Annotated in this window: 13 protein-coding genes and 1 pseudogene; 12 read left to right on the forward strand and 2 right to left on the reverse strand. The window is 70.9% G+C overall.

What is annotated here, in order from left to right; all coding sequences use genetic code 11:
• The 12 genes and pseudogenes from Q6969_RS07960 to yaaA form a co-directional block, all read left to right on the forward strand.
• Window positions 1-182 (forward strand): annotated as a pseudogene (locus Q6969_RS07960) (threonylcarbamoyl-AMP synthase); the annotation flags it as partial.
• Window positions 179-1,498, forward strand: a complete 1,320-nt coding sequence (locus Q6969_RS07965) for an MraY family glycosyltransferase (protein WP_317229953.1) — start codon at window positions 179-181, stop codon at window positions 1,496-1,498. The pseudogene Q6969_RS07960 and the gene Q6969_RS07965, both read left to right, overlap by 4 nt.
• Complete coding sequence (locus tag Q6969_RS07970) at window positions 1,495-1,974, forward strand: hypothetical protein (RefSeq protein ID WP_317229954.1); 480 nt, start codon at window positions 1,495-1,497, stop codon at window positions 1,972-1,974. Before Q6969_RS07965 ends, Q6969_RS07970 begins: the two co-directional genes overlap by 4 nt.
• A 207-nt stretch (window positions 1,975-2,181) precedes the next feature.
• Window positions 2,182-2,976, forward strand: a complete 795-nt coding sequence (atpB, locus tag Q6969_RS07975) for a F0F1 ATP synthase subunit A (protein ID WP_094115476.1) — start codon at window positions 2,182-2,184, stop codon at window positions 2,974-2,976.
• Window positions 2,977-3,022: 46 nt separating this feature from the next.
• Complete coding sequence (locus Q6969_RS07980) at window positions 3,023-3,256, forward strand: ATP synthase F0 subunit C (protein ID WP_012037850.1); 234 nt, start codon at window positions 3,023-3,025, stop codon at window positions 3,254-3,256.
• Between the two features lie 11 nt (window positions 3,257-3,267).
• On the forward strand, window positions 3,268-3,834 hold the full coding sequence (locus Q6969_RS07985) for a F0F1 ATP synthase subunit B (RefSeq protein ID WP_094115477.1): 567 nt from the start codon (window positions 3,268-3,270) through the stop codon (window positions 3,832-3,834).
• Entirely contained in the window at window positions 3,834-4,625 is a 792-nt protein-coding gene (locus tag Q6969_RS07990) for a F0F1 ATP synthase subunit delta (RefSeq protein ID WP_317229955.1), read from the forward strand. The genes Q6969_RS07985 and Q6969_RS07990 overlap by 1 nt, the downstream gene beginning before the upstream one ends.
• Before the next feature lie 55 nt (window positions 4,626-4,680).
• Window positions 4,681-6,318 (forward strand): F0F1 ATP synthase subunit alpha, encoded by a 1,638-nt coding sequence (gene atpA / locus Q6969_RS07995; RefSeq protein ID WP_094115478.1) that lies wholly within the window; start codon window positions 4,681-4,683, stop codon window positions 6,316-6,318.
• A 49-nt stretch (window positions 6,319-6,367) separates the two neighbouring features.
• Window positions 6,368-7,267, forward strand: coding sequence for a F0F1 ATP synthase subunit gamma (locus tag Q6969_RS08000; protein ID WP_317229956.1), 900 nt, complete (start codon window positions 6,368-6,370; stop codon window positions 7,265-7,267).
• Between the two features lie 36 nt (window positions 7,268-7,303).
• Window positions 7,304-8,764 carry a F0F1 ATP synthase subunit beta gene (atpD, locus tag Q6969_RS08005; protein WP_094115480.1) on the forward strand — a complete coding sequence of 487 codons (1,461 nt, stop codon included), beginning with the start codon at window positions 7,304-7,306 and terminating at the stop codon, window positions 8,762-8,764.
• A gap of 1 nt (window position 8,765) precedes the next feature.
• The gene (locus Q6969_RS08010) at window positions 8,766-9,035 is read left to right on the forward strand and encodes a F0F1 ATP synthase subunit epsilon (RefSeq protein WP_094115481.1); all 270 of its coding nucleotides are present in this window, start codon (window positions 8,766-8,768) and stop codon (window positions 9,033-9,035) included.
• A gap of 244 nt (window positions 9,036-9,279) precedes the next feature.
• Complete coding sequence (yaaA, locus tag Q6969_RS08015; protein ID WP_317229957.1) at window positions 9,280-10,035, forward strand: peroxide stress protein YaaA; 756 nt, start codon at window positions 9,280-9,282, stop codon at window positions 10,033-10,035.
• A gap of 104 nt (window positions 10,036-10,139) precedes the next feature.
• Here the strand turns inward: yaaA and Q6969_RS08020 are convergent, their stop codons facing one another.
• The gene (locus tag Q6969_RS08020; protein ID WP_317229958.1) at window positions 10,140-10,733 is read right to left on the reverse strand and encodes a DNA-3-methyladenine glycosylase I; all 594 of its coding nucleotides are present in this window, start codon (window positions 10,731-10,733) and stop codon (window positions 10,140-10,142) included.
• The gene (locus tag Q6969_RS08025) at window positions 10,730-11,353 is read right to left on the reverse strand and encodes a methylated-DNA--[protein]-cysteine S-methyltransferase (protein ID WP_317229959.1); all 624 of its coding nucleotides are present in this window, start codon (window positions 11,351-11,353) and stop codon (window positions 10,730-10,732) included. The genes Q6969_RS08020 and Q6969_RS08025 overlap by 4 nt, the downstream gene beginning before the upstream one ends.
• Window positions 11,354-11,455 lie beyond the last annotated feature (102 nt).

Here is an 11,455-nt window from a genome sequence, read left to right on the forward strand (position 1 = left end):
GCGGCGCCGAACGCGGCGATCGCGTCCCCGAGCCGGCCGCCCCCGCGGACCCGCAGGCGGGCCCGACCTACCCGGCGTTCGTCGAGCCCGACGCGCAGCGGGCGTCCGACGCGCAGCCGGCATCCGAGGAGCCGCCCGCCTCCGCCGAGCCCCCCGCGGATCCGCCCGCGCACCCCCGGTGACCTACTACGCGGCCATGGCGGTCGTCTCGGCGGTCATCACGCTCGTCCTGTCGATGGTCGTCATGAAGCTCGGCTACCGCTACAAGCTGTATCCCGCCATCCGCGCACGCGACGTGCACACCCGCCCCACGCCGCGCCTGGGGGGCGTGGCCATGTTCGCGGGCATCCTGGTGGCCTTCGCCGTCGCGTCGCAGGTCTCCTGGTTCGGGCTGGTCTTCGACCGGCCGGGCCCCGTCATCGCGATCCTCGGCGCCGCGCTCATGATCGTCGTCATCGGCGTCCTCGACGACGTCTACGACCTCGACTGGATGATCAAGCTGGCCGGGCAGATCCTCGCGGCGGGCCTCCTCGCCTGGCAGGGCGTCGCGATCTCCTCGCTGCCCATCGGCGGCCTCACCGTCGGCTCCTCGCAGATGTCGATCATGCTGACGATCTTCGCCATCGTCCTCGTCATGAACGCCGTCAACTTCATCGACGGCCTGGACGGCCTCGTCGCCGGCGTCGCGATCATCGCCAACGGCGCCTTCTTCCTCTACAGCTTCCTGCTCTCGGACACCGCGACCGGCCAGACGGAGCGCTTCAACCTCGCGTCGCTCATCAGCGCCATCCTCATCGGCGCGTGCCTGGGCTTCCTCCCCTTCAACTGGCACCCCGCCAAGCTGTTCATGGGCGACGCCGGCGCGCTGCTGGTCGGGCTCCTCATGGCCACGAGCGCCATCGCCGTCACGGGCGAGATCGACCCGAACCCGGAGACCTTCGGCCGATCGCAGCTCCTGCCGGCGTTCCTCCCGATCCTCCTGCCGTTCGCGATCCTCATCGTGCCGCTGCTCGACTTCGCCCTCGCGGTGTTCCGGCGCCTCAAGGCGGGGAAGTCGCCGTTCAGCGCCGACCGCAAGCACCTGCACCACCGCCTGCTCGACATGGGCCACTCGCGCCTGCACGCGACCCTCATCTTCTACGCGTGGACCGGCGTCGTGTCGGCCGGCTGCCTCCTCATGTTCGTCGTGCAGCCGTACGCGTGGGGCGTCGGCTTCATCGCCGTCGGCATGGTCGCCTGCGCCGTCGTGACGCTCGCCCCCCTCAGCCGGCGCAAGCGCCTCGAGGCCGCGGCGCAGCTGGTCCCCGCCGACGCGGACTCCGACGACGCCGCCGCGTTCGACCCCCTCGACGAGGCCGCCCCCGACCGCCCCCTCGCGCGCCTCACCGAGGCGGAGCTCGCGACGGTCGAGCGCGAGCACGCCGACCTCGCCACCGGGGCCATCGCGACCCGACCCACCGACGGCCCGCACCCGGGCGACAGCAAGGAGACACCATGACCGACAGCGCCCCCGCCCCCGCCCCCGTCCCCGCGGAGCGCCCCGCCGCCAAGAAGGACGTCTTCTCCCGCATCCTGGTGGCCGGCGCCGTGCTCGCCCTCGCCATCGCGGTGGTGGGCGGCGTCGTCGGCTTCGCGGTCGACGGCGGCCGCGGGCTCCTCAGCGCCGTCATCGGCAGCGCCATGGCGCTCGTGTTCCTCGGCCTGACGGCGGGCAGCATCCTCTTCGCGAACCGGTTCCAGTCCTCGCCGATCTACCCGACGCTGTTCTTCTCCGTCGTGCTCGGCGCGTGGCTGCTGAAGTTCGTCGTGTTCCTGGCCATCACGCTCGCGCTCAAGGAGCAGCCCTGGATCAACCTGGTGGTGCTGTTCGTGACCGTCATCGTGGGCGTCGTGGGCGCGCTCGTGGTGGACATGATCGTCATCACCAAGGCGCGCGTGGGCTACGTCAGCGACGCCCACCTGCCCGGGCGCTAGGCGTCCTGCCCGACCGCTCCGCGCCGCGGACGCGATTAGTCAGGGCACCCTCATTGTTGATAGTCTCTCTCGTGACGATTCCCGTCGGGCCGTGCCCAGAACCACCTCACGCCGGCGTCTTCTCACCCCATCCGTTCGTCGCCGCGAGAGCTCGCGCTCCACGCCCCGAAACAGGAGATAGCGCTGTTAGCCACCGCTGCACCCAGCATCATCACCCTCGCCGCTGAAGACTCGGGTGAGGGGTTCCACGCTCCCACGCTGTCGGAGTTCTTCCCGCCGATCGCCTTCTTCGAGGGCACGGGCTTCGACCTCAACCGCATCATGCTCATCAGGCTCCTGGTGATGGTGGTCCTGGTGGTCCTGTTCGTCGTCGGCACGCGGAAGCTGTCGCTCGTCCCCGGCCGCGGTCAGAACCTCATGGAGATGGGCGTGGACTTCGTCCGCGTCAACATCGCGGAGGACATCCTCGGCAAGAAGGACGGCCGGCGCTTCCTGCCGATCCTCATGACCATCTTCTTCCTGGTCCTCGGCATGAACCTGACGGGCGTCATCCCGTTCCTGAACATCGCGGGCACCGCGGTCATCGGCCTGCCGATGCTCCTCGCGGTCGTCGCGTACGTCACCTTCATCTACGCCGGCATCAAGGACCGGGGCGTGATGTTCTTCAAGAACACCCTGTTCCCCGCCGGTGCGCCGAAGGCGGTCTACCTCCTCCTCACGCCCATCGAGTTCCTCTCGACGTTCATCATCCGGCCGGTCGCGCTCACGCTCCGACTCCTGATGAACATGCTCGTGGGGCACCTCCTGCTGGTGCTCTGCTTCTCCGCGACGTGGTTCTTCCTCTTCGAGGCGCAGGGCGCGCTCAAGATCCTGGGCGCCGGCACCCTCGTCCTCGGATTCGCGTTCACGCTCTTCGAGCTGCTCGTCGCCGTCCTGCAGGCCTACATCTTCGCCCTCCTCACCGCCGTCTACATCCAGATGGCCGTGGCGGAGGAGCACTAAGCGATCTCGTCCACCCACGAGATCACCCAACCGGAAGGAAACCCCAGTGGACCCCATCATTCTCGCCGAGATCAACGGCAACATCGCGACCGTCGGCTACGGCCTCGCAGCGATCGGCCCCGGCATCGGCGTCGGCATCGTCGCGGGCAAGACCGTCGAGGCCATGGCCCGCCAGCCCGAGATGGCCGGCAGCCTCCGCACCACGATGTTCCTCGGCATCGCGTTCTCCGAGGCGCTCGCGCTCATCGGCCTCGCGACCTACTTCATCTTCACCAACTAGGGGACACGCACATGCTCACGCCCCACAACGTGATGGCGGCAGGTGAAGAAGCGCCGAGCATCCTCCTTCCCGCGGTCTACGACATCGTGTGGTCGGCGGTCGTGTTCGTCGTCCTCCTGCTCGTCATCTGGAAGTACGCGCTGCCGCGCGTCTACGCCATGCTCGACGGCCGCACCGAGGCCATCGCCGGCGGCATCGAGAAGGCCGAGCGCGCCCAGGCCGAGGCGGACGCCGCCAAGGCGGAGCTGACCGCCCAGCTCGCCGAGGCACGCGCCGAGGCCGGTCGCATCCGCGACCAGGCCCGGGTCGACGCCACGGCGATCGCCGCGGAGATCAAGGAGCAGGCCCAGGCCGACGCCGCCCGGATCACCGCCAGCGCTCAGCAGCAGATCGAGGCCGAGCGCCAGCAGGCGGTCGTCTCGCTCCGGTCCGAGGTCGGGTCGCTCGCGATCGACCTCGCGTCGGGCGTCATCGGCCAGAGCCTCACGGACGACCAGCGCTCCACCGCGCTCGTCGACCGGTTCCTCGCCGACCTGGAGGCCAGCGAGACCGCCGGCAGGACGGGATCCGCCAGCTGATGGGCAGTGCATCGCGCGCATCGCTGGACTCGGCCCGCCGCGTCCTCGCGGAGCTCGGGGGCGTCGACCTGTCGACGGCCGGTCAGCTCCTCGGGGCCGGCCGTGCCATCGGCGGATCCACGCACCTGCTCTCCGCGCTGGCGGACACCGGCATCGCGCCGGAGGTCAAGCACAGCATCGTCGACCGGGTCTTCGGCGCCACCGTGCAGGAGCCGGCGCTCCGCGTCCTCCGCGCGGTCGTCGACGGCCGCTGGTCCTCGAACGGCGAGCTGCTCGCGGGCATCGAGGAGCTCGGCATCCGTGCCGCGGCCATCTCGGCGCCCGAGGGCACGCCCATCGAGGCGGAGCTGTTCACGTTCGGCCGCGCCGTCTCCACGGACGACGCCCTGGAGCTCGCCCTCGGCGACAAGCTGGGCGACCCCGTGGCGAAGTCGACGCTCGTGCACCGTCTCCTCGACGGTCGGGCGTCGGAGCAGGCGATCGTCATCGTCGAGCAGCTCGTGCAGCAGCCCCGCGGCCGCCGCATGGGGGAGCTCGTGCGCTTCGCCGCCACCGTCGTGGCCGACCAGGCGGGCTTCACCATCGCCACGGTCCGCGTCGCGTCGCCCCTGTCGCCCGAGCAGTCGGAGCGGCTCGCGCAGGCACTGAGCCGCCGGTACTACCGGCGGGTCGAGCTGAACCAGGTCGTGGACCGCGACCTCGTCGGCGGCCTCCGCGTCCAGATCGGCGACGACGTCATCGACGGCAGCGTCGCCACCAGGATCAACGATTTGAGACTCCAGTTCGCCTGACCGGCGGGCGTCACCTCGGGGGCCGTCGGCCCTCGTGAATGCAAAGGGAAAGAAGATGGCAGAACTTTCGATCAGCCCCGACGAGATCCGGGACGCGCTCAAGGACTTCGTGCAGTCCTACGAGCCCGGCAAGGCCTCGACCACCGAGGTCGGCTACGTGCTCGACGCGGGCGACGGAATCGCCCACGTGCAGGGCCTGCCCGGCGTCATGGCCAACGAGCTCATCACGTTCGCCGACGGGACCCTGGGCCTCGCCCAGAACCTGGAGGAGAGCGAGATCGGCGTCATCGTGCTCGGCGAGTTCGCCGGCATCGAGGAGGGCATGGAGGTGCGCCGCACCGGCGAGGTGCTCTCCGTCCCCGTCGGCGACGGCTACCTCGGCCGCGTCGTGGACCCGCTGGGCAACCCCATCGACGGCCAGGGCGAGATCGCCTCCGAGGGCCGTCGCGCGCTCGAGCTCCAGGCGCCCGGCGTCATGCAGCGCAAGAGCGTGCACGAGCCCATGCAGACCGGCATCAAGGCCATCGACGCCATGATCCCGATCGGCCGCGGCCAGCGCCAGCTCATCATCGGCGACCGCCAGACCGGCAAGACGGCCATCGCGATCGACACGATCATCAACCAGAAGGCCAACTGGGAGTCCGGCGACACGAACAAGCAGGTGCGCTGCATCTACGTCGCCATCGGCCAGAAGGGCTCCACCATCGCCTCGGTGCGCGGTGCCCTCGAGGAGGCCGGCGCCATGGAGTACACGACCATCGTCGCGTCCCCCGCGTCCGACCCCGCCGGCTTCAAGTACCTGGCGCCCTACACCGGCTCGGCCATCGGCCAGCACTGGATGTACGGCGGCAAGCACGTCCTCATCATCTTCGACGACCTGTCCAAGCAGGCCGAGGCCTACCGCGCCGTCTCGCTCCTCCTGCGCCGTCCGCCGGGACGCGAGGCGTACCCCGGCGACGTCTTCTACCTGCACTCCCGCCTGCTCGAGCGCTGCGCCAAGCTCTCGGACGAGCTGGGCGCGGGCTCCATGACGGGCCTGCCCATCATCGAGACGAAGGCGAACGACGTCTCGGCGTACATCCCGACCAACGTGATCTCGATCACCGACGGCCAGATCTTCCTCCAGTCGGACCTGTTCAACGCGAACCAGCGTCCCGCGGTGGACGTCGGCATCTCGGTGTCCCGCGTCGGCGGCGACGCCCAGGTGAAGAGCATCAAGAAGGTCTCCGGCACGCTGAAGCTCGAGCTCGCGCAGTACCGCTCCCTCGAGGCGTTCGCGATCTTCGCGTCCGACCTCGACGCGGCCAGCCGTCGCCAGCTCGCCCGCGGCGCGCGCCTCACCGAGCTGCTCAAGCAGCCCCAGTACTCGCCGTTCCCCATCGAGGAGCAGGTCGTCTCGATCTGGGCGGGCACGAAGGGCAAGCTCGACGAGGTCCCCGTCGAGGACATCCTCCGCTTCGAGCGGGAGCTGCTCGACCACCTCCACCGCAACACGGAGGTCCTGTCGCAGCTGAAGGAGAAGAACGTCCTCACCGACGACATCACCGACGCCCTCGACAAGGCCGTGGACCAGTTCAAGCTCGAGTTCCAGACGGGCGAGGGCAAGCCGCTCGCCTCCGTGGGATCCGAGAGGTTCGAGCCCGCCAAGGCCGAGGACGTCAACCAGGAGCAGATCGTCAAGGGCAAGCGCTGACGCGCTCGCCCCACCGATCCGCCACCGACCGAGACCGATAGGGAGACTCATGGGAGCGCAACTCCGGGTCTACACGCAGAAGATCAAGTCCGCGCAGACGACGAAGAAGATCACCCGCGCGATGGAGCTGATCTCCGCGTCGCGCATCCAGAAGGCGCAGCAGCGGATGGCGGCGTCCGCGCCGTACTCGCGCGCCGTCACGCGCGCGGTCTCGGCGGTGGCGACGTTCTCCAACGTCGACCACATCCTCACGACCGAGCCCGAGAAGGTGGAGCGGGCGGCGATCGTCATCTTCGCCTCCGACCGCGGCCTCGCCGGCGCGTTCAGCTCCAGCGTCCTGAAGGAGTCGGAGCAGCTCGCCGAGCTCCTCCGCTCGCAGGGCAAGGAGATCGTGTACTACCTCGTCGGCCGCAAGGCCGTCGGGTACTTCAAGTTCCGCAAGCGGGACTCGGAGCGCATCTGGACCGGCAGCACGGAGAAGCCCGAGTTCGAGACGGCCAAGTCCATCGGCGACGCGCTCGTGGAGAAGTTCGTCGCACCGGCGTCCGAGGGCGGCGTGGACGAGATCCACATCGTCTTCAACCGCTTCGTGTCGATCGCCACGCAGAAGCCCGAGGTCGTCCGGCTGCTGCCGCTCGAGGTCGTCGAGGGGGTGGAGGCGCCCGACCAGGGCGCCGTGCTGCCCCTCTACGAGTTCGAGCCCGAGGTGGGCGACGTGCTCGACGCGCTGCTGCCCGTCTACATCGAGAGCCGCATCTTCAACGCCATGCTGCAGTCGGCCGCCTCCGAGCACGCCGCCCGCCAGAAGGCCATGAAGTCGGCGAGCGACAACGCCGACAAGCTCGTGACCACGTACACGCGGCTGCGCAACAACGCGCGTCAGACGGAGATCACCCAGCAGATCTCCGAGATCGTCGGCGGCGCGGACGCGCTCGCCTCCAGCAAGTAACACCTCACGCTCCACGAATGAAGAAGAGAGACATCAATGACTGACACCGCCACTGCGCCGGTCGACACCGACAGGGTGGCCGGCGTCGGACGCATCGCACGCGTCACCGGCCCGGTCGTGGACATCGAGTTCCCGCACGACTCGATCCCCCCGGTCTACAACGCCCTGAAGACCACGATCACCATCGGCGAGGACTCCACGGAGATCACGCTCGAGGTCGCCCAGCACCTCGGCGACGACCTGGTCCGCGCCATCGCCCTCAAGCCCACGGACGGCCTCGTCCGCGGCCAGGAGGTGCGCGACACCGGCGAGGCCATCTCGGTCCCCGTCGGCGACATCACCAAGGGCAAGGTGTTCAACGTCACCGGCGACGTGCTCAACAACGTCGGCGGCGAGAAGATCGAGATCACCGAGCGCTGGCCCATCCACCGCAAGCCCCCGATGTTCGACCAGCTGGAGTCGAAGACCCAGCTCTTCGAGACCGGCATCAAGGTCATCGACCTCCTCACCCCGTACGTGCAGGGCGGCAAGATCGGCCTGTTCGGCGGCGCGGGCGTCGGCAAGACCGTCCTCATCCAGGAGATGATCCAGCGCGTCGCGCAGGACCACGGTGGAGTGTCCGTCTTCGCGGGCGTCGGCGAGCGCACCCGCGAGGGCAACGACCTCATCATGGAGATGGAGGAGGCCGGCGTCTTCGACAAGACTGCCTTGGTCTTCGGCCAGATGGACGAGCCGCCGGGAACGCGCCTCCGCGTGGCCCTGTCCGCGCTCACGATGGCGGAGTACTTCCGCGACGTGCAGAACCAGGACGTGCTGCTCTTCATCGACAACATCTTCCGCTTCACGCAGGCCGGCTCCGAGGTCTCCACGCTGCTCGGCCGCATGCCGTCCGCGGTGGGCTACCAGCCGAACCTCGCGGACGAGATGGGCGTGCTCCAGGAGCGCATCACGTCGACCCGCGGCCACAGCATCACCTCGCTTCAGGCCATCTACGTCCCCGCGGACGACTACACCGACCCGGCCCCGGCCACCACGTTCGCGCACCTCGACGCGACCACGGAGCTCAGCCGCGAGATCGCGTCGCGCGGTCTCTACCCGGCCGTCGACCCGCTGACGTCCACCAGCCGCATCCTTGACCCGCGGTACCTGGGCCAGGCGCACTACGACACGGCCACCCGCGTCAAGGCGATCCTGCAGAAGAACAAGGAGCTCCAGGAGATCATCGCGATCCTCGGTGTCGACGAGCTCTCCGAGGAGGACAAGGTCACGGTCAGCCGTGCCCGCCGCATCCAGCAGTTCCTCTCGCAGAACACCTACATGGCGAAGAAGTTCACGGGCGTCGAGGGCTCCACGGTGCCGCTGAAGAACACCATCGAGTCCTTCTCGAAGATCGCCGACGGCGAGTACGACCACGTCGCCGAGCAGGCGTTCTTCAACGTGGGCGACCTCGACGACGTCGACCGCCGCTGGTCCGAGATCCAGAAGGAGAACGGCTGACATGGCCCGCGCTGATCTCACGGTCACCGTGGTCTCGGCCGACCAGCAGGTCTGGTCCGGCCAGGCCTCCATGGTCGTCGCGCGCACGAGCGAGGGCGAGATCGGCATCCTCGCCGGTCACGAGCCGCTCCTGGCGATCCTCGCGACCGGCAACGTCCGCATCACGCAGGACGGCGGTGCCGTGATCACGGCCGACGCCGACGAGGGCTTCCTCTCGGTCGAGAACGACAACGTCACCGTGGTCGCGCGACAGGCAGCACTGGTCGCCTAGCACCACCTCCGTCCGACGGCGGGCGGTCCCCTCGGGGGCCGTCCGCCTTCGTGCGTCCGGGGCCCGAGCGGTCAGCGGGGTGCGTCACTCCGCGGCGCGGCCCGCAGCCGGGGTGCGGCGTGCGGTACGCGCTGCTGTGCTCGATCGGCAGCCTCCCCCTTCTGAGTCCACGTCCCGTCCACGTCCCGTCTCGTCTGCATCCCCGTCCCCGGCCGCCCGCGGCCGCCTCATCCCCGGAGGTCCCGTGCTCGTCCTGCTGCCCCCGTCCGAGACGAAGCGCGACGGTGGCGAGGCCGGGACGCGCCTCGACCTCGACCGGCTCGCCTTCCCCGAGCTGACCGCGGAGCGTCGCACCGTCGTGCGCGCCCTGGCCGAGCTCGCCCAGGACGCGGACGCCGCCGCGCGCGTCCTGAAGCTCGGCCCGCGCCAGGCGGTAGAGGTGGAGCGCGACCGGGTCGTGGAGTCGTCGCCCACCATGCCGGCGCTGCTGCGCTACACGGGAGTGCTGTACGACCCCATCCGCGCCGACGCGCTGGATCCGGCGCAGCTGGAGTTCGCGGGCCGGCACGTGGCGGTCCACTCGGCCCTCCTCGGTCCCGTGCGCGCCACCGACCCCATCCCCGCCTACCGGCTCTCGCACGACACCCGCCTGCCCGGCCTCCGCCTGAAGGCCCACTGGGCCGCCTCGGTCCGCCGGGTCCTCGAGGGCGTCCCGGGCCTCGTCCTCGACCTCCGCTCCGACGGCTACGCGGCCCTCGGCCCGCGACCGGGGCACGAGGACTCCGCCGTGGTGCGCGTCGTCGCGCGCGGGGCGGACGGCACGGTACGGGCCCTCAACCACTTCAACAAGAAGGCCAAGGGCGAGCTCGTGCGGGCGCTCATCCTCGGCGGGCGGGACCTCGCGTCCGTCGCGGAGCTCCTGGACTGGGCGGCGGCGAACGGCATCGAGCTGTCCCGCGGAGCCGACGGCGAGCTCGTGCTGGTGGCCGCTCCGCACTGACCGGAGGCGCGCCGACCGGAGGTGCGCCGACCGGGGCGTCCGGCCGATGGGCGCCGCCGGCCTCGCGGGACACGCGGGCCACGCGGGCCTCGGGGGCCTCGGGGTCAGTCGGCCCGGTGGCAGCCGACGACGTGGTCGTCGACCAGCCCGGAGGACTGCATGAGCGCGTAGACCGTCGTGGGGCCCACGAAGCGGAGACCGACCGCCTTGAGCTCCCGGCTGAGGGCCGTCGACCCGGGGGTGACGGCCGGGATGTCCGCCGCGGTCGCCGGCCGGGAGCGGGTCGCGGGATCCTCCGCGTGCGCCCACACCAGGCGGTCGAGGGCACCGTCGCCGCGGGCGTCGAGGAGGGCGCGCACCGCACGCGCGTTCCCGCGCGCCGCCACGATCTTGGCGCGGTTGCGGATGATGCCGGCGTCGCCCATGAGCCGCTCCACGTCGTGCTCCTCCATGGCCGCGACCAAGTCGATGTCGAACCCGTGGAAGACCTCGCGGAACCGCGGCCGCTTGCGGAGGATCGTGATCCACGACAGACCCGCCTGGAACCCCTCGAGGCACAGCTTCTCGAAGAGCGGCCGGTCGCCGTGGAGCGGGCGGCCCCACTCCTCGTCGTGGTACCTGCGGTACTCGGGGTCGGCCGCGGACCAGGCGCACCGGGCGAGGCCGTCGTCCCCCGTGACGAGCGAGGCCGCGGTCACGAGGCGAGCACCGATCCCTCGAGCGCGAGCAGCCGCACCTTCGTCTCGACCCCGTCGCCGGCGCTGAAGCCCGTCACGCGACCGTCGGCTCCGAGCACGCGGTGGCAGGGGATGAGCAGGCACAGCCGGTTGGCGCCGACCGCGCCGCCCACCGCGCGCGCTCCGCCGGGCCTGCCGGCCGCCGCGGCGAGGGCGCCGTAGGTGGTGACGCCGCCGTGGGGGACGCGCGCGAGGGCCCGCCAGACGGCGACCTGGAACGGGGTGCCGCGGAGCGCCAGGGGCACGTCGAGCACCAGGCGCCGCCCGGCGAAGTAGTCCCGCAGCTGGCGGGCCGCCTCCTCGAGGACGGCGCTCGGCCGGTCGTCGAGGTGGTCGAGCGGCAGCCGGTCCGCCGTCGCGATGGAGAGCGATGCGACGCGGTCCCCCTCGGCGACGATCTCGAGCCGGCCGACGGGGGAGGGCATCCGGAGGAGCGCGCCCCCCGGCGGCAGGGCCGGGACGGCGGGAGGGAGGAGCGGCTCGGCGTCCGCGGGCGCGCCGGAGGATGCCGACGCGCGAGGCGTGGACGTGGCGCGCGTCGCCCGCGCGGGCCGCAGCGCGGCAGGGGAGGAGGGGGTCATGCGGTGACGGTACGGCGGGGGGGGGCGATCACGCGGCGCGCCCCCGGGGCGGGGGGGGGGCGGCCGGCGGCGGGGGGCGGGGGGGGGCGGGGCGGGGGGGCG

The organism is Clavibacter sp. MX14-G9D, assembly GCF_032917815.1.
Lineage (GTDB): Bacteria > Actinomycetota > Actinomycetes > Actinomycetales > Microbacteriaceae > Clavibacter > Clavibacter michiganensis_K.

What these genes read in the sequence shown, in the direction of transcription:
- Q6969_RS07970 (WP_317229954.1), top strand. Translation starts at nt 1,495, where the DNA reads ATGACCGACAGCGCCCCCGCCCCCGCCCCCGTCCCCGCGGAGCGCCCC.
- Q6969_RS07985 (WP_094115477.1), top strand. Translation starts at nt 3,268, where the DNA reads ATGCTCACGCCCCACAACGTGATGGCGGCAGGTGAAGAAGCGCCGAGC.
- Q6969_RS07990 (WP_317229955.1), top strand. Translation starts at nt 3,834, where the DNA reads ATGGGCAGTGCATCGCGCGCATCGCTGGACTCGGCCCGCCGCGTCCTC.
- atpA (WP_094115478.1), top strand. Translation starts at nt 4,681, where the DNA reads ATGGCAGAACTTTCGATCAGCCCCGACGAGATCCGGGACGCGCTCAAG.
- Q6969_RS08000 (WP_317229956.1), top strand. Translation starts at nt 6,368, where the DNA reads ATGGGAGCGCAACTCCGGGTCTACACGCAGAAGATCAAGTCCGCGCAG.
- atpD (WP_094115480.1), top strand. Translation starts at nt 7,304, where the DNA reads ATGACTGACACCGCCACTGCGCCGGTCGACACCGACAGGGTGGCCGGC.
- Q6969_RS08010 (WP_094115481.1), top strand. Translation starts at nt 8,766, where the DNA reads ATGGCCCGCGCTGATCTCACGGTCACCGTGGTCTCGGCCGACCAGCAG.
- Q6969_RS08025 (WP_317229959.1), bottom strand. Translation starts at nt 11,353, where the DNA reads ATGACCCCCTCCTCCCCTGCCGCGCTGCGGCCCGCGCGGGCGACGCGC.